Annotated in this window: 13 protein-coding genes; 7 read left to right on the top strand and 6 right to left on the bottom strand. The window is 61.7% G+C overall.

What is annotated here, in order from left to right; genetic code table 11:
* Positions 1-508: 508 nt before the first annotated feature.
* Positions 509-1,714, top strand: coding sequence for an MFS transporter (locus tag QRN63_RS16170; protein WP_285031668.1), 1,206 nt, complete (start codon positions 509-511; stop codon positions 1,712-1,714).
* A 76-nt stretch (positions 1,715-1,790) separates the two neighbouring features.
* Here the strand turns inward: QRN63_RS16170 and QRN63_RS16165 are convergent, their stop codons facing one another.
* Positions 1,791-2,843 carry a class I SAM-dependent methyltransferase gene (locus QRN63_RS16165; RefSeq protein WP_285031856.1) on the bottom strand — a complete coding sequence of 351 codons (1,053 nt, stop codon included), beginning with the start codon at positions 2,841-2,843 and terminating at the stop codon, positions 1,791-1,793.
* Between the two features lie 571 nt (positions 2,844-3,414).
* On the opposite strand from QRN63_RS16165, the gene QRN63_RS16160 reads away from it, so the two are divergent.
* Complete coding sequence (locus tag QRN63_RS16160) at positions 3,415-4,626, top strand: hypothetical protein (RefSeq protein WP_285031666.1); 1,212 nt, start codon at positions 3,415-3,417, stop codon at positions 4,624-4,626.
* A gap of 151 nt (positions 4,627-4,777) precedes the next feature.
* Here QRN63_RS16160 and QRN63_RS16155 read toward each other — a convergent pair whose 3' ends face one another.
* On the bottom strand, positions 4,778-5,221 hold the full coding sequence (locus QRN63_RS16155; RefSeq protein WP_285031854.1) for a hypothetical protein: 444 nt from the start codon (positions 5,219-5,221) through the stop codon (positions 4,778-4,780).
* Between the two features lie 346 nt (positions 5,222-5,567).
* Here QRN63_RS16155 and QRN63_RS16150 point away from each other — a divergent pair, with 346 nt between their 5' ends.
* Positions 5,568-7,214, top strand: coding sequence for an FAD-binding protein (locus QRN63_RS16150; RefSeq protein ID WP_285031664.1), 1,647 nt, complete (start codon positions 5,568-5,570; stop codon positions 7,212-7,214).
* 82 nt (positions 7,215-7,296) lie between these two features.
* Positions 7,297-7,686: a nuclear transport factor 2 family protein gene (locus QRN63_RS16145; protein ID WP_285031663.1), complete on the top strand. Its 390-nt coding sequence runs from the start codon at positions 7,297-7,299 to the stop codon at positions 7,684-7,686.
* Positions 7,687-7,940: 254 nt separating this feature from the next.
* On the opposite strand, the gene QRN63_RS16140 is transcribed toward QRN63_RS16145, so the two are convergent.
* Genes QRN63_RS16140 through QRN63_RS16130 form a run of 3 tightly spaced genes read right to left on the bottom strand, consistent with a single transcriptional unit; the run spans position 7,941 to position 11,193 of the window.
* Positions 7,941-8,690: an SDR family NAD(P)-dependent oxidoreductase gene (locus QRN63_RS16140; RefSeq protein ID WP_285031662.1), complete on the bottom strand. Its 750-nt coding sequence runs from the start codon at positions 8,688-8,690 to the stop codon at positions 7,941-7,943.
* Complete coding sequence (locus QRN63_RS16135) at positions 8,687-9,937, bottom strand: MBL fold metallo-hydrolase (protein ID WP_285031660.1); 1,251 nt, start codon at positions 9,935-9,937, stop codon at positions 8,687-8,689. The genes QRN63_RS16140 and QRN63_RS16135 overlap by 4 nt, the downstream gene beginning before the upstream one ends.
* The gene (locus tag QRN63_RS16130; RefSeq protein ID WP_502888151.1) at positions 9,934-11,193 is read right to left on the bottom strand and encodes a sulfotransferase family protein; all 1,260 of its coding nucleotides are present in this window, start codon (positions 11,191-11,193) and stop codon (positions 9,934-9,936) included. Before QRN63_RS16130 ends, QRN63_RS16135 begins: the two co-directional genes overlap by 4 nt.
* A gap of 397 nt (positions 11,194-11,590) precedes the next feature.
* Between QRN63_RS16130 and QRN63_RS16125 the strand changes: the two genes are divergently transcribed.
* The 3 genes from QRN63_RS16125 to QRN63_RS16115 all read left to right on the top strand — a co-directional run bounded on the left by QRN63_RS16125 (position 11,591) and on the right by QRN63_RS16115 (position 14,377).
* Complete coding sequence (locus tag QRN63_RS16125; protein ID WP_285031658.1) at positions 11,591-12,592, top strand: LLM class flavin-dependent oxidoreductase; 1,002 nt, start codon at positions 11,591-11,593, stop codon at positions 12,590-12,592.
* A 254-nt stretch (positions 12,593-12,846) separates the two neighbouring features.
* Positions 12,847-13,857 carry a zinc-dependent alcohol dehydrogenase gene (locus tag QRN63_RS16120; RefSeq protein ID WP_285031656.1) on the top strand — a complete coding sequence of 337 codons (1,011 nt, stop codon included), beginning with the start codon at positions 12,847-12,849 and terminating at the stop codon, positions 13,855-13,857.
* Between the two features lie 49 nt (positions 13,858-13,906).
* A complete protein-coding gene (locus tag QRN63_RS16115) occupies positions 13,907-14,377 on the top strand; it encodes a nuclear transport factor 2 family protein (RefSeq protein WP_285031654.1) in 471 nt (156 codons plus the stop codon).
* A 151-nt stretch (positions 14,378-14,528) separates the two neighbouring features.
* Here the strand turns inward: QRN63_RS16115 and QRN63_RS16110 are convergent, their stop codons facing one another.
* A complete protein-coding gene (locus tag QRN63_RS16110) occupies positions 14,529-17,642 on the bottom strand; it encodes a cellulase family glycosylhydrolase (RefSeq protein ID WP_285031652.1) in 3,114 nt (1,037 codons plus the stop codon).
* Positions 17,643-17,759 lie beyond the last annotated feature (117 nt).

Genomic DNA, 17,759 nt, shown 5'->3' with positions numbered 1-17,759 from the left:
GGATACGCGCCCGACGGACACCTCGCAATTTGGTCCGTCAGAACGAACGGCCAAATTTATCAACCGAATTCGGCGAGTTTCGCTTCAACCGCTATGAGCGTCGCATATCCGCCGCGGAGCGCGCAACGCCGAATGTCATAAGATTCTGTTATACCGCCATAGACGGCATCGCTATCGAAAGCTCCTCACTCAAGGAAAACTCCGAAGAGCGAGAGTTCGCGATGTGCCGCTGCATCCATCAATGTTGGCTCCACTAGCTGATATTCGACAAAGGATTCGACATAGCGCTGTGGCCCGCGTGCGCAGCTCACGACCTAGCCAACATCGCTGATCATTCACATTGAATATTGCTACATTCGCCGGTGGCACCTACTCCGATCCTCAGCGAAACCCTAAGCTGACGCTGAATTCTCATGTGCCTGCCGGGTATCTCACCGGCGGCCGGGCTGATACCGAGGAGACGATTCGTCGTGCACACATCAACCATCTTGGGCGGATGATCGACCAGATGCCGTTGGTGGCCGGGGAACTCAGTAACCGCGCAGCACGGTCCCAGCGGAGCCTGATCGCGATTGCCGCCATAGCCGCGCTGTCGTGTTGGTTCTCGGCGTCGGCCGTCGCCCCGAGCCTCGCAGCGTACTTGCGTATCGACACGGCCGGCTCCGTCGCACTGACCTCGATTGTTCAGTTGGGATTTGTCGTTGGCGCTTTCGCCTCCGCGGCATTGAACTTGGCCGATCGATTGCGCCCTAACTACATGTTTGCCATCGGCGCACTACTCGCGGCAGCCTGCACAGCATTGGTGCCGTTGTGCGCCAACGATTTCCAGACCGCTATGGCTCTACGCTTCGCGACCGGCTTCGTCTTGGCAGGTGTGTATCCGACGGGAATCAAACTCATGACCAGCTGGGCCTCGGAACGCACACGGGCGCTATCCCTGGGTGTCCTCATCGGCGCCCTGACGCTCGGATCTTCTCTGCCGCAACTGATTCGTGGACTCGGACCGCTACCCTGGCAGACCGTCATGCTCGTCGCAGCTGCGATCACAGCGTGCGGCGGCGCAGTGGCAGCGACGCTGGTCGGTGTCGGACCACATGTCGTCCATGCCACCAGCCCTGTGCGCGAAATGGGCTATGCAATCAGAATGTTCACCCAGCGACGTCCGCGACTGGCCAATCTCGGCTACCTCGGCCATATGTGGGAGCTGTACGCGTTGTGGGCCTGGATGCCGGCTTTTGTGGCAGCCAGCCAACAGGCTCGGGGTGTGCCGCCAGGCGCCGCGGTATACCTGACAGCCTTCTGTGCGCTCGGTGTCTCTGGCTTCGTGGGCTGCGTCGGCGGCGGTCATCTCGCGGACCGCCGCGGACGCTCCACTGCGGCGGTGGTGTCCATGGTCATCAGTGCTACCTGTTGCGCGCTATCCGTACTTCTATTCGCGACACCGTTGCCGCTGCTCTCGGTGTTCCTGTGCGTGTGGGGAGCCGCGGTGATCGCTGACTCGGGCGTGTTCTCCACGGCACTCAGTGAAAGTGCCGAACCGGCGCTCGTGGGCACCGCGCTGACCGCGCAGATGGCGTTCGGCTTTCTTTTGACAGTCGGCAGCATCCACCTCGTGCCTATCCTTGCCGGCGTCTTGGGCTGGCGTTACTCACTGGCAGTTCTGGCGGTCGGTCCCATGCTGGGTGCGGTGGCCATGCGTCGCTACGGCAGTTGAGCCGCGGCAGTGCCTCTCCCGCGACAACCACCGGATCACCGCGTCAATGGGCGGTGACGCTCAGGTGGCGAGGCGCTCACGTCCGGGCAATGTAGTAATAGTTGAGCGGATCTGCCTCCGTCTCGACGATTTGAACGTCCGTGAATCCGGCGTCCGCCAACATCGAGGTGGCCACCTGATAGCCCCACATCGTCCCCAGTCCAGCGCCACCAAGGCCAAGAGAGACCGTCATGCAATGCATCAACGACACTGTGTAGCGGTAGGTCGACATCGGGACCCCAACGTTGTCCTGGAGCCGGCTTGAACCTTTCACATCGACCATCAGCAGCACACCGCCCGGCCTCAAGGACCGATGGATATTCGCCAGTACACGGGCCGGCGCCGCCTGATCGTGGATGGCATCAAACGCAGTGACGACGTCATAAGCCTCAACAACATTCAGCTCAGCCAAGTTTCGACTCTCGAAGGTCACGTTTGTCAGCCCACGTCGGGCAGCTTCACGCGTAGCGGCGGCTATTGCGTCATCAGAGAAATCGATTCCCGTGAACCGGCTCGCCGGGAACGCCTCGGCCATCAGATTGCCGGCGTGGCCACTTCCGCAACCAAAGTCCGCAACAGCGATCCCCGTCCGAAGACGTTCGGGCAGACCGGGAACGAGTGGGAGAACCACGTCGATCAAGGAGCGATCGAAGACTTCACCGCTACGTTCCGCCATCACCTCGTGGAAACGCGGGTAATCGGTGTAGCTCAGACCACCGCCGTCACGAAAACAATGAATGATCTTCTGCTCGACTTCGGCGAGCAGGGGGATGTACTGGGTGACACGGGCGAGATTTGCAGGTCCCGCAGCACGGGTCAAGACTTCCGCTCGATGAGGGGGCAGGCTGTACGCGGCGGTGTCGGCGTCGTACTCGACGACGCCTGCCGCGGTCATGCCGTCCAGCCATTCGCGTACGTAACGTTCATCAAGGTCCGCTGCCTCGGCGATCTGGTCGCTCGTCGCAGCTCGCCGACCCGCCAGGACGTCCAACAGCCCCACTTGATGTCCCACGCTGAGGAGCAACGTCAAGCCAGCGCTGTCGATCGCCGCTACCACGCGTTGCGCAAAAACCTCTGCGGTCTCAGTCATTTCCGACGTTCCGCTGCCATCACTCACGAAAGCAACACTACACGGCCGTAGCTGCGCCATAGTAAAGGGCGGAACGTACAAAATTGACCAGCAGGCAAGCAAGACAACGTCATTCACGCCGCACCAGAGGCCACGCCAGGAGAATTCACCACTATCCGAACTCACCGACCACCAGGGCCAACCGGTCGCTGATTCGGCCACCAGCACGTCGGGATGCGTTACTGGGCAACGCATTTCACGCAGCCGCATCGCGACGGTCTGTTCTGGCAACTGGATAGGCGATATCGACCGGCGTTCTGGTCAGCGGGAAAGCCCCACGGCGGTAGACGCTTTCGGTGTTATAAATGGTTGACAATCGTAATCAGCGACCACAACGGAGATGGCGGTTGTGACGGGGTTTCGGTCCGAAGTGGCTACTGGAGAGCACCCCCTGGCGGTCGACGCGCTGGACGAAGGAGCCGGATGCGCCGCCGGATAGCTATGTCGCCAGGGGTTTTCTCGATATACCAAGGGGTGGCAAACCTGCTTCTGCCGACCTGCGAATCAATGGAAAACAACGCAAGGAGAGTTTGTGAGTATGACAGCGGGCGAATCTGGCTCCGAGCCGTTCCTTTCGGTGTGGAACAATTTTGTTGACGGTTTGCGCGACCTCGCCCCGGCGATGCTGGAAAAGCTGCCCGAGCGGCTTCGCGAGGATCAGCAGACCCAGCACGAGATCGGTCGGTTGATGTTGGAGACACTCGGCGCGCGGATTCTCGACGCGGTCGGCGCCGATGGGGACCACCCCCTGTTCCTTCCGGCACTCAATGTCGTGCTCAATGTCCATCAGCCCAATGCCGATACCGCATACAAGACCGCGCAAATCACCCCAGGTGGCAGCTATCGACTTCGAGGGCGGGTGGGATCGATGCGGATCGCCAAAATTGGCGCACTGGGCTCTCCCGCGGCGAACGGGACCGTGCAGGCGATCACGTACTACGACCTCAACACCCTTACCACCGATCAGGATGGCGCCTTCGACGTCCTCTTCAGCCCGATCAAGCCGCATGACTACGAGGGCGATTGGTGGCAACTCGATCCCGGCGCCCCTATACTGCTGTTGCGCCAGGTCGCATACGACTGGCGGAGCGAGACGGACGCCGTTCTTTCGATCGAACGCACCGACGTCGCGCCTACGCGGCACCGACCCGCTCTCGTCGAACTTGAGCGTCGACTTCGAGAATTGCCCAGCGCAACCGCACAGGCTGCGATGTTGCTCGTCGATCACGGCGAGCAGCTGCGCAGGGAAGGATTTGTCAACACGTTCAAGGTCTGGGACGTCGTGGCCGAGTACGGCGGACTGTTCGGCCAGTTCTATTATGAGTGCTTCTTTGATCTGCAGGAAGACGAGGCATTGATCATCGAATCGGATTACCCGGAAACGTTAACCTATGCCTCGCTCATCCTGACCAACCAGATCTTCGAGACAATCGACTGGTACAACAACCACAGCAGCCTCAACGGTGCGCAATGGAAACTCAATTCCGACGGCAAGCTTCGCGTCGTTGTGTCCACGATCGACCCCGGAGTTCACAATTGGCTCGACACCGCGGGCTACCCCACCGGCGTCGTCCAAGGTCGCTGGCTGGAGAGCAGTTCGACACCGATGCCCACGGCGCGCAAAGTCAAGCTCAAAGACGTCCGCGACCACCTGCCAGGTGACACACCAACCGTCACTCTGGAAGAACGTGATCGAATCATCCGCGAGCGCCGCGCTTACCTCCAACAACGCGTGCTCTGGTAAATCCCTATTCAAGGCGCTGCGGCTACATCAATGCGCGTGGCTCGTCGGAGAGCGTGGCACGCGATTGGCTGACGGACTCCCGTTCGGACCTGGCAATGTGCCTGTCTCCATTATCGAGCGCACGCCACGATCGTTCCTCGCGACGCTCAGATCACATCCATACCAGCGCGAACGGATAGCTCAGTGTTTCCTGAGATGTTCCGCCGCAACCCGCGGCCGACGACGAAGTCAGCGTCCCCGACTGTGTCGCGGCGTCCCAGGAGTACACATCACGCGTTGGTATCACAGGACCGTAGTAGATGTCGCCGCAACGCAGCCCGTCTGGCACGTCGACGCTAAATGTGTAGCGCCCGTCGATCAGTTGCGCATCAGCCTGATAGCCGAACGCTTTTGCCGCAGGTTGGGGAATCGCTTGCACGTGGACGCAATTGGCAGGATTTCCTGGGCAACTCGAGATCGCCCATATCCATGTGTGAAAGTCGTACCGACCGTCGATCCGTAGCTCAAAGTTTCCCCGCGGCATATCCGCGTGAGCCAATGGCATTGCTAGCACCATCGCGCCGGCCAGAGCCAAACCCGCGGTAACGGTTCTCATATCCCACTTCCCCGCCGAGGTCACCATCGTGCGCATCTCCGATATCAGGCGATCAGCCAGCGAAATCGCAACGCTCCGCACGCTTGTGAACAATAGTTGTTGTGGCTCCCCGGGCCTTAGCCGTGACCGCTGAGCGGACATCTTCTGAAACCGGCGGTCGACGGATACGGCGCATGCCGGACTCTCCCGGTAGCCGGGAGTCCGCCTAGTTCGAAATCATCTTCCTTTCCTACCTTTTTCACTGGCGATCCAAGATACTTTCTGACTGAGCGCAACACGCGAATGTAGTGGACACGCAAGACCGGCAGCCTTTTTCGAACCCACCACCCCGCGGCAAGGAGTCATCTTGAAGGCGGCAGACCAGCGCCACGAACACTACGACGTGATTGTCGTGGGCTATGGACTCGCAGGCATGTGCGCCGCAATCGAGGCCGCCGACGCGGGAGCTCGCGTCCTCGCGCTGGACCGCGGATATGGCGGCGGGGCGAGCGCACTGTCCGGGGGAATCATCTACGCCGGCGGAGGCACCGACGAACAACGCGACGGTGGCTATCAGGACACCACCGAGAACCTGCGGGACTACCTCAAGCAAGAAATCGGCGATGTCGTGGCCGACGACACCCTCACACGCTTCTGCGAACAAAGCCCCGCGATGATCACCTGGCTGAAAAACCAAGGCGTCCAATTTCGGGGCGGACGCGTATCTGAGTACAAGACCTCGTACCCCACCGACCGCCATTACCTGTACTACTCGGGTAATGAAAAGGCGTACCCGTTTGTCGAACACGCATCGCCAGCACCGCGCGGCCACCGTGTCCTCGCGCCCGGCATGAGTTCGGGCAAGGTGCTCTGTCAACATATCCGCCAATCAGCGGAAGCCAAAGGCGTCGATTTCGTTCCCCTGGCCCGCGTCGACCGGCTACTCGTCGACGATGGGCGGGTCGTCGGGGTGCACTACCGCTCAATGGATCTGGCTCACTCCGACGTGCGGTTACACCGTGTGTTGACCAAGATCTGCGGGAAGGTGGGTAACTGGCTGCCTGGCCTGGTGAAAGGGCTGGTCGCGAAGGCGGATCAATTGTGGGCGAACGCCGCGGTGGCCCACAGCGCGTCCGGGACTACCGTGATCCTGGCCGCAGGAGGGTTCATCTACAACCGTGAGTGGGTTCAGCAACACGCACCCGAATTCATAAAGATCTCTCCATTGGGTACCCCGGGTGACGACGGCGCCGGCATCGCCCTCGGTCTGCAAGCAGGAGGCATGACCGACAAGATGGACAATGTCACCGCCTGGCGATTCCTGGCTCCGCCGAGCGCATTTCTCGAAGGTCTGACCGTCGGCGCCGACGGTACCCGCATCGCCAATGAGGATCTGTACGGCGCAACGCACGGGAACATTCTGATGCGGCGTTTCGACGGCACCGGGTGGGCAATTTACGATGCGTCGACCTGGCGAAAGATCAAGTCTCAGATCAGCGAGCAAACCCAGATATTCCAACGTTTGCAACTGCTTTATCTCTTCGCCCGAGGCCACAAGAAAGCTAAAAGCATCAAAGCACTCGCCTGCGCCAACGGTATCGATCCGGCCGGTCTGCAGCGCACGATCGACGCATACAACGCGGGCCTCGAAACTGGTATGGGAGATCCCGCGCACAAGGCCGCGGATCTAAGCCGGCCCTTGACCTCCGGGCCCTTCTACTCGATCAACATCTCTGCCGATTCGTCGATGTTCTACCCGATTCCCGGGCTGACGTTGGGCGGCCTCGTCGTTGCCGAGGAGACCGGCCAGGTCCGCCACCGAGACGGCGGAGTCATCGCCGGACTTTACGCCGCCGGCCGTAACGCCGTCGGACTCTGCTCCAACAGCTACGTCAGCGGACTATCCCTCGCTGACTGCATTTTCAGCGGAAGACGTGCTGGGGCCCACGCCGCCCGAACGGATCGTGGCGAGAGCCAATCCGCGCCATCATCCAACGATGAACTAACTCGGTGACGGACGGCATCCTCTACGCGCGCATCCCGGTAGGCGGGCTCAGTCGGTGACGACCTATGGCACGGACGATAGCTTTACGAATATGTCCAGCGCAAACAATCGAGCCGAATCCTTGACGGCAATCGTGAAGCAATACGTCGAACTCATCGGAAGCGGGTCTGCCGATGACATCCTCGCCCTGTTCGCTGAGCAAGCCTCAGTTGAAGACCCCGTCGGCAGCGATGTACTGACGAGCCGCGTAGCGATTCACGAGTTCTTTTCGGCGCTCCAGACATTGGATCGTTCCGCTGAGCTCCTTACGGTGCGCGTGTCTGGTAATGAAGCTGCGTTTCAGTTTGCCCTGACCTTCAACGGTGGCGAAGGCGTCGTCCGGCTGTCGCCGATCGACACCATGGTGTTTGACGAGTCCGGCAAGATAACGTCAGTGCGTTCATACTTCTCACCGTTCAACTTCGAACCCATCGACGCCTGACCGAATTCATCCAAGTTTCGATCGGTATCGATGCCCACGGAACCTGTTGCGCCGCCGCGATCAACGCCTGATCGCGGCATACTCGGCACCAAATGACCACGTCGACAGGTCAATACATCCCAGTATCGATGTAACTGGCCGCTGCCTGGGGCGATGTGGCGGTTCAGCCTACTCTGTCTCGGCTCGACACGCGTAATCGACTACCGCGGGACATCGTCGCCCTCCGGGCATTGCCGATACCCCGCGGTAGTCGATTACAGGTTGCTGTATCCGCCGTCAACGACGAGGGCCGCGCCGGTGGTGTACGCAGCAGCGCCGCTGCACAGATATGCGATCGCCGTTGCTATTTCATTCGGTTCGGCGAAGCGTCCCAAAGGAATGTGATCGATCTGGGCCTGCTTGGCTTCGGGCACATAGTCCATGGGTGCGGTCATGCGCGTCGCGGTCACACCTGGCACCACAGCGTTGACCCGGATGCGATCCGGTGCCCATTTGACCGCCAGATTGCGGGTGAGTGCCAAGATACCCGCTTTGGCCGAACCGTAGCCGGGGACAATCGGCACCGCACGGAGTGCTGCCAGCGATGCCAGCATCACCACCGAGGCGCCGCCAGCAGCCGACGAACGGGCAAGTGCCCGATGGCATGCACTGGTGAGGCGATACGGTGCCAGAAGGTTCAGCTCTACCGACGCAGCGAATCCCTCAGACGTCGATTCATCGAGTCCACCAGGAAAATTCGCGCCTGCGTTGTTGACCAGTACATCGACGCTGTCCAGTTCCGCCGCCAGGGCGTCCACGGAATCATGGTCGGTCACGATGAGCTGCCGATAGGTCAGCCCCGCCAGGTCCACTTCGTAATCGGAAGCTGAGGCTCTGGTGCCCGTCACCGTCACATACGCGCCGGCGTCGCGCATCAAAGTCGCTGTCGCATGGCCGATCCCACTGGTGCCGCCGGTGAGCAGCGCAGTGGTGCCAGCGAAGTCGAATCGGATGTCATTGGTCACGACAGCTCCTCAATTTGCTTGCGCAGCCACGCTGATTCCCAGAAATTGGTGCTGGTCGCCAGGAGCTGTGCGTGTGCGTCGACGAGAACGAGTTTGGCTTTCTGATGTTCTGGGTCGACGCTCTGCACGATCTCCGCCAGATAAATTGCCTGCAACGGTTGTGCCTGCTCCACATACTGGGCAGCTCTGGCGATCAAGGCGTCCGCACCCGCGAGCTCGATCAAATCTGCGGAAACACTCTGGGGCCCTTCGGCGTAGAGTTCGGTCGTTGACTCATGGTGGAACCATCCGGCGTAGTTCTCCCAGATCGCACGCACGTCCCAGCTGACCTTGCCGTATCCTTCTCCAACCTGCAGTTCGGGAGGTAGGACGACCTCGCGCATCAAGGTGCGCACGTCTTTGCCAGCGTTCATTCCCGCCACGGTGGCGTCGTGTACGTAAGCTACCGCATCACGCAGCCTGGTGAGCTCGGCGTGGATGTGTTGACCACCGGTGATCGGTCCGAAATGACCGGTGAGCAATATTTCGGCACCCAGGTCACGGACCTTCTCAATTGAGGCGATGACCGTGGCGGCGTCACGATACCGGTCGCCGCGCATGGTGACCAGGTTGGGGATGTGACCGAACAGTGCACCAAAGACGTTGCCACACAGACATATTTTCTCGTCGGGCAGCCAGATCACCAGGCTGTCGGTTGTCTCGCCGCCTGGCGTGGCCAACAACTGCAGTCTCCGCCCGCCCAGAACCAACTCGAGGGTGTCGTCGAAGACGAGGCCAGGGGTCGGAGCACTTTGCTGTGGCAGGGCCGGCCCGAAGCGCTCCATCGTGTGCGCCGCCGAGGCCATCGTCGTTTCGAGCCATGCGAAAGAAGAATTCGCAATGCGGAAGTTCGCAAGCAACTCGTTGTCTGTCCGCCAGGTGCTCCAGTTGGCCTGCGCAACAATCGTTGTGTCAGCATCGCGCAAAGTGTCGGCGCCGCCCACGTGATCGTAATGTCCCTGCGTGAGGATGAGGTAACGGACCGGCGCGTCGTCGACTGCATCGAAATTGGCGCGATGCACCGGCCCCTCGAACCCCATACCGGCATTGACGACGATGCGTCCTTCAGCGGTGGTCAACAGGTACGCGTTCGACAATCCGGGCGACAGCCAAATCCCCGGTGCCACTTGCTCCGCGGCAGGCGCGTTGGCGCCCACAATGTCTTCGGCGCCTGGGCGTACACGGTACTCGAGTCGACGGTCAGTCACAGTTCCTCCTTGACGCCGAAACGCTCGAAATAGAAGTCGAACCGGGCGCGCATCTGTTTGGCAGAGCGTCCGAAGTTCCTTTCAAGGTCGTAGACCATGCGGCCATGCTTGCCTCGCGGATTGGCATCCAAGTACCCCTGTAGGTCAGCGGCCGACTCCGGGGACAGCGTGGTGCCATTGAGTTCGTACAGCTTGTCGACGATGGCCATCTCATTGCCGTTGAGCTCGTGGAACAGGACATCGATGCTCCGGTCCTGACCAATCAGGTCGCGATCACGCACACACGCGCGGAGCAATCGTTCAATCCGATCCACCCAGTAGTCAACCAGCCCGCCTGGGTCGATGTCATGCCGACGGATCCTGTCGCCGTAAGCCAACATCGTTATCGCCGACTGGATTACCGCAACGGGATCGCGATGGGTAAACGCAATCGTGGCGTCGGGGAAGGTGGAAATCAAGGGGCGCAACTGCTCAGCATGCTGTGGGGACTTCAGTACCCAGCGGCGCGGCCCACGCAGGAATGTCAGTGCCTTCAAAATGGTCCGCAGGTATGCGTAGTGGTCGAACTGGTTCAGCGCCAGGTAAAAGTCCCGCCACTGCGGAACCCGGGCATGCCACTCCAGGACGTAGCTGGCGAAGTCGATGTCGAGGAGCTCGACCTCTTCCTCGATCGCGGCGGGAAAACGATCGTGCATCGCCTGCAGGTGTGGAGTTATGGTCTTGGCGTACTCATGTTCGGCGACGCTCCGTAGGAAACGCGGGTCCAGCCCATTCACATCGGGCGCCTCTCCCCTGCGGGGGAACGGCTCCTGGCTTTCCCAGAATGGAAGTGCACGACGCCCCCGATCTGCGGCGATCAGGTTGACCAAATGTGTGGTGCCCGAGCGGGGGAGCCCCACCACAATGATCGGTTGCTCAATTTCGACGTCATGAATCTCGGGGTAGCGCCTTAGCAAGTCCGTTAGCAACAGACGTTGGGTCAACAGACGCACGATCCGGTTGCGCAAGATGAAACGATTCAGATTCGTGTTGCCCGTGTCAGCTTCGATGGCCGCCACATAGGCGTTCAGGCGGGGCCGAAAGCCGTCGTCGCCGAAGTCGTCAAGACCGGCGTCGGCCATCGCATCTGCGATCAATGCGGCGGGATCGAGTCCGATGTGCTGATTGCTGAACGCGTCGAGGACCTGCTGCTGCACAGGTTCGAGACGAGGCGCCACCAAATCATCGATGGCTAGGGCTGATTGTGATGACATCAGGGATGTTCCTTCGCTGCAGTGGCAACTGGTTGAGCCTTCCGCGGTGACGGTCGCCGTACCGGAACTATGCGGTGCGGGCGTGACTGCTGGAGCGGGCATGTTAGGGGCTCGGTTGTTGCCGGTACCTCACACGTGACCGACACGAAGTCATTTCTACGCGTCACGCGCCATCGCCCGCGCCGCGAATATCCGCTCACCGGAACGCTTCCAGCGGTCCTCCTCGACGGCGAATCTGATGAAGTACGTGGCTTGTGACCCTGTTCCGGTCAGTGAGATTGCCCCTGACGCCAGATATTTCGCTGATGCGACGCTTCGTAGATACCCGGACGGCGACAGGCACACGACAGTGACGCCAGAGGTCACGGGCCGGACCATCAACTGCCACGTAGAGGTTGCAATGACTACATCGGTCATCAGGTTCACCTTCGCGACGCCGCGGCCCGACGCTGACGTGCGACGCGAAATCATCAGCACTGCAGCCGAACTCGTACAGTGGGCCGATGGATGCGGCGTCGCCGCCGTGAGCATCGATGAGCACCATGTCACCGGACACGGCTGGAGCAGCAATCCTGTTCTGGCTGCGACGATGTTCTTGGCACGGACTGAGCGTCTTTACGCGAGCATCGACTGTGCGCTCGGACCGTTGTGGAATCCGCTACGGCTAGCGGAAGATATCGCGTTCGTCGATGCTATGAGCGGCGGACGTTTGATCACTACCGTAGGCCTCGGTTACCGGCCAGTCGAATACGCCGCCATGGGCGTTTCATTCTCGCAGCGGGCAGAACTCATGGATCGACTGCTGGGTGAGATGTTGAGGGCGTGGTCAAACCTGCCGATCGTCGATATTGATCCGGGCTCGTCGATTGGGTCGAGGTCGTGGGTCCAGCCGCATCCGCCCCTCTTTGTCGGCGGCGGTGTGCGCGCAACCGCACGACGAGCGGCTCACCACGGCCTTGGTTTGAGCCTGCCCGACTACCTGCCCGATATCGCAGACTACTACCGCGAATTGTGCGCGCAGGCAGGCACAACTCCCGCAATCATCATGCCGGCCCGCGTCAACCGGGGAATGATCTTCTTGCATGAGGATCCGGAAAAGGCATGGACCGACCTTGGTGAACACCTCCTGTGGGAGGCGGCCACCTATGGCGGATGGTCACCCGCGGTGGCTCGTTCGTCGATGCACCTGCCGGGCGTGCACACATTGGACGCGGTACGTCGATCTGGCCGCTACCGGTTCTTGACGCCCGAGGAACTGATCGACGAAGTCCGGGAGTCCCCTGACTACGGCCCCATTGTGCTGCATCCGCTAGTGGGCGGCATGCCCATAGACGAAGCGTGGCGATCGGTTCATCTGCTGACCGACAAGGTTCTGCCTGCGCTCGCCGAAACCTCGCCCTGACATCGCCATTAGCACCTGCGTCGTCAGTCCAAAGGTGGCACTGATCGCGACCCGAGCCGAGTGTTCCGCTGACCGGACACAAGGATCGACGGACCGCCGAAGACGCGAAGAGACTGACCACGTTTGATTCCAAACACCAAAGGTCGACCGCATCGGCGCCTATGGCACGCTCATTCGCCCGGCAGCGATTCCTCATGGACGGGCCATTGAGCCTTGAATATTATTGCCTCACAACCGATTATAAGGAGATCGCGATGAAGGCCACCGTCGTAACCGCACCCGGAATTGCGAAAGTTGTTGAGCAGTCCGTTCCCTCAGTTGGCCCGAACGACGTGCTGGTCCGCATCCGAGCCTGCGGTATCTGCGGCACCGACGCCTTCTACATCGCTATCGGCGGACTGCCCCCACACCAAGGCGCCATGCCGCTTGGCCACGAACCGGCGGGCGAGATTGTCGCGGCCGGAGACGACGTGACGGACATCAATGTCGGTGATCACGTCGTCATCAATCCGATGGCCAGCCCCACCAACATCATCGGCAACGGCGGCTCTACCGGTGCACTTGCCGAGTACCTTCTGATCGAAGGCGCTGTCCGCGGACAACATCTTGAAGTCATACCCCAGCACATCCCGTTCGAAGTGGCAGCGCTCAACGAGCCCATGGCGGTGGCAAGGCACGCAGTTCATCAACTCGACCCGAAGCCAACCGACAAGGTCGTCGTCATCGGGGCGGGACCCATTGGCCTGGGCGCTGCGATCGCGCTGAAATCGCTCGGGGTAGCCCATGTCGTGGTCGCCGACCTCCTTCCCGGACGGCTCGACAAGGCGCTGGAGATCGGCGCGGACGCGGTCATCAACTCCGGCGAGGAGGACTTCGGTGCACGCCTGATCGCCATGCACGGTTCAGGAGAATCGATATGGCCCAACAAGTCCGACACAGATATCTACCTCGACGCCGCCGGCGCACCGGGCGCTGTCACTGCAGCTCTCAACAGTGCCAAGCGAGGCTCAAAACTGGGCATCGTGGCGGTCCACAAGGAACCGGTATCGATCGACCTGATGAATGTGATGAGCAACGAGGTCACGATCATCGGCTCCATGGGCTACCCAACCGAGATCTTCGAGGTCACGCCTGACATCGTCGCCAACTGGGAGAAGTACGCCCTCATCATCAGTCACAAGCTGCCCTTCGCCGACGTCGAACAAGCGTTACTGTCAGCGGCCACTCCCGGCGCCGCAGACAAGATCGTCGTGACGTTCGACTGAGCAGGGCCAGCGGCTTGCACGCACACACGCCCCACGCGCAGAACAGGCAATGACATTGATCCCTACACTGCCCCCGACTGACGATATTGAGGCCATCGGGCAACTCAAGGCCCGCTACTTCCGCTTCATGGACACCAAAGATTGGGCATCGTGGCGTTCGGTATTCGCCAGCGACGTGGTCGGTATCTTCGATAATGCGGTGTCAACCGGCGGTGAGGACGCCCCGGCCAATCAGACATGGCACGGCGCCGATTCACTGGTCTCCTCGATCCGCGCCACGATCGGCGAATGCACCACCGTTCATCACGGGCACACCCCGGAAGTTGCGCTCACCTCACCGACCACCGCGACCGGCATCTGGGCCATGGCCGACATCGTCGAATTTCCAGATGGCTCGGTCCTGCACGGCGCAGGGCACTATCACGAGACCTACACCAAAATCGATGGAGATTGGCGCATCCAGTCGATTCACTTGACCCGCACCAGAATGGCGTTCGTCGCTCCGCCCAACCCGAGCTGATCACACCATGCGCCGCGATTTACGCACCAGCTAGGGCGTCCTGTCCTGCCGGACCCGTTCGGCGGAAAGAAGAGTTTCCGAACGGGTCCATTCCTGCGGCTTCAGTGAGGCTCTCCGACCGGGCTCACCGTGTGGGGCCACCCATCCGCGGTCAAGCTGCGACCACCGCGCTGACGGTAACCTTGATCGTGCTCGCACCATCGTCGGAGGCGATGACGAGTCGCGGCGCGTTGGGGGCCGAAACCACTTGGCCACCAACGACAGTGACCTGGTAGCCATTGGGATACTGGACAGCAGGCACCGAGATCACGGTCTGCGAGCCGCCGGCGAACTGACCCTGACCGTCAGCCCGGTCCGTCGAATAGGTGAATTGGAAGCTGCCGTTCTTGTACGAATAGGAACCGGGGGTACCTGCCACCAGTTGCGGGTATGGCCTAGTCAGAGTCTGCAGTGTGGCAGTGTTGACGTTGTCGCCCGTAAGTGGCTTGCTGGGATCGTTGACCAGCCACTCGGGTGTGCCGTCGATGCCGCCATAGCCCGTATTGCTGTAACTCCATTCGGTCCAACCGATCAGGTCATGGTTGGCCGGGTTCACGGTGTCGATGATCGACTTCTGGTTGCTGCTCGAACCAAACTCGGTCATGAAGGCCGGGACGCCATGTGCTCGGGCCCAGGCCCTGGCGTTCTCCTCGATCACGTTGACCAACGGCAGCACACCCAACGGCCCGGCATCGATGTAGGCGTAGTTGTGGAACGACAACGCCGTGTTCGACGCGTTCACAGTGCCCAGCCGGATCGGAATCATCGCTGTAGCAAGGAAATTGGGTTCATAGAAGATCGTGGCGTTGGGGTTCACCGCCCTGATCGCGGAGGCCACCTGGTTGTAGAACGGTGTCAGCTGCTGGGCGTCGAAGAAGTTGCTGCCCAAGATGGTCGGTATGGTTTGGTTGCCCGGCAGCGGCTCATTCATGATCTCGATACCCATCACCGAGGTATCGCCATTGAAGTAGTTGGCCACATGTTCCATCATCAGCGCGTAGTTGTTCTGCAGCCCCACACCGTTCGACGCAGTCCCGTTCGCCCAGAATTTGTCCAGGGCGTGGTTCTGCGCCGGGTCGAAGAAAAGCCCAAGCGGGAAGGGCAGATGTGCTGAGGGCACTCCGCCGGTGTCGATCGACCAGGATGGCCCCAGCTGCTGGTGCATGTCGAGCAGACTGTAGATCCCGTGGCTCGCCAGCATTTGGACGGTTTCGTTGATGGACGCCAGATAGGTGTCGTCGTAAACGCCGGGCTGGGGCTCCAACCGTGACCAGTCGATTCCGAGACGGACCGCGTTGAATCCGTTGGCGGCCAAGAACGCTGCGTCATCAGCGCTGAACCCGGCTTCGGAAGGCGTCAGCAGTTGGGGACTGATATTCACTTGGTTGGTGCCATGCATCAACACGACCTTGCCGTCGCTGTCTGTGATCCACGTGCCGGTGGTGCTGAGCGGCGGTAGCGACCCCGTTCCCGGCGATGGCGTGGAGGAGATCCCCGCCTGGGTACCCGCCTTGCCAACCGACCCGTGGGTTCCCATAAACGCGGCATTACCTCCGGCACCGCCGAGCGCTGGTAGCCCCGCACCGACGACGCTGCCGTTGCCGGCATCCCCGCCGCGGCCGCCGCTGCCGAGCAGCCCGACTGCACTGCCGCCGTCACCGCCGTGACCGCCGACGCCGCCGTCACTGCCGTTACCTCCAGCACCACCGATACCGAAGAACCGACCGGGCGCGGCACCACCGGCGCCGCCGGCGCCTCCCGCGCTGTCGACGGTCGCAGCGGCGCCGCCGTTACCGCCGTGGCCCCCAACGCCCATCAAAGTTCCACCGGCTCCGCCGATTCCGCCGGCGGCGCCTGCCCCACCGTGGCCGCCGGAGCCGCCGGTACCAAGGATGCCGGCAGCAGCACCGCCGTTTCCGCCGGCGACGCCGGCCTGCGTGCTGTTCCAGCCCGCTCCGCCGTCGCCCAGCAGCCAACCGCCGGCGGTGCCGTCGTGGTGCGTGGCGCTGCCGGCCACGCCATTACCGATGGCGTAGGAGCCCAGTGCGGTGTTGATGAAGGCATCGACCTGCCGCCCCAAGGGGCTGTTGATCCATTGCTGGGTGAATGCGTGCAGCGGGACGTAAATCAATCTATTGAACTGTTGAGTGATATCCCCAGGTGCCACGGGCGACGACGCCGCAGGAATGACCGCCGCCCCGGCGCTGGGAACCGCGGTGCCAGCGGTAGGGGTGGTGCTCACAACTGCAGCGAGCTTGACGGTCGCGGCGGGTTGGGCCGAATGGGATCGGGTAGCAGTGGCGGACAGCTCGCGTCGCGCCGCCGCCAGCGCCAGCCACGCGGCCGGCGTATCTGACGGCGTGGTCGGCGAGTTCCCGCCGGTGAACGGGTCCAAGACGCCGTTGATCAGCTTCGCCGCCACTCCCTCGATGACGTTGGGCACCGCGGCCACCGGCTTGGCTGTCACGACCGGGGTCGACGCGGTGGCGCTTCCCGTGGACTGTGCGCCCGCCGCCGGGGATCCGGCCGCCGACGATGTAGAAGACGAAGCCGACGCGGTGGGCGTTGATGCGGCGCCACTGTCGGTGGGTGAGGACGTCGCCCCGACATTACTGGCATTACTGGCCGTGTCATGTGTTGATCCAGGAGTGCCACCCGCACCAGCAGCGTGGGCCGACGAACCGGAGGACGATGTCGCCGAACCAGACACTGGCACATGAGGTTTCGACAAGCTATGCCGTGGACGTGGGTTGCTGCGCTTGCCAGAGCCTGGAGTCGTGGCCGCAGACCCCTGCGTCTCATCCTTGCCCACCGAAGTTGTGGACGTCGGGGTGCCGCCAGCAGCCGTCGGCTTTGCATGATGCGCCGAGGATGGGCCATCAGACGTCGACGACCCATCAGATGACGGAAGCGCCGAAGCCACACCACAACCGGTGAAGAACGCTACGCCGACCCCGAGTGCGAACGCCAGCCCCCCAACGCGACCCACATATTTCGCGCCACCCATCGCTTCTGCCTCCTTGCAGTTGAACAGCCGCCAATCGACCCACAAACAGTGGCAGTGACGGAGATCACGGGTCTGCCGCCATAACCGCTGAGCGGGAAAATGGCGCCCGCAACCCACTTTCGAGCTCATCGGAAGCCGGCTAGCGACGCACAAATAGACACTTGCCCAATCGATTTCATGCGTGTAGCAGTAATTTTCCATCCACGCGACCCGCACCATTCGCGGCGGGCGGCCGCACACCGCGGCGCCCTCGCTTTACGCGGACCGAGGTGGTTCCGCCACGACGGCGGGAGGGCGGCCGGTCGCCGTCGCCGCGGTTTTCCCGTCAGGCGGGAA

Source organism: Mycolicibacterium sp. lyk4-40-TYG-92 (assembly GCF_030209435.1).
Lineage (GTDB): Bacteria > Actinomycetota > Actinomycetes > Mycobacteriales > Mycobacteriaceae > Mycobacterium.
Note: the sequence above shows the minus strand (reverse complement) of the source record. Positions and strands in the feature narration are given on the sequence as shown.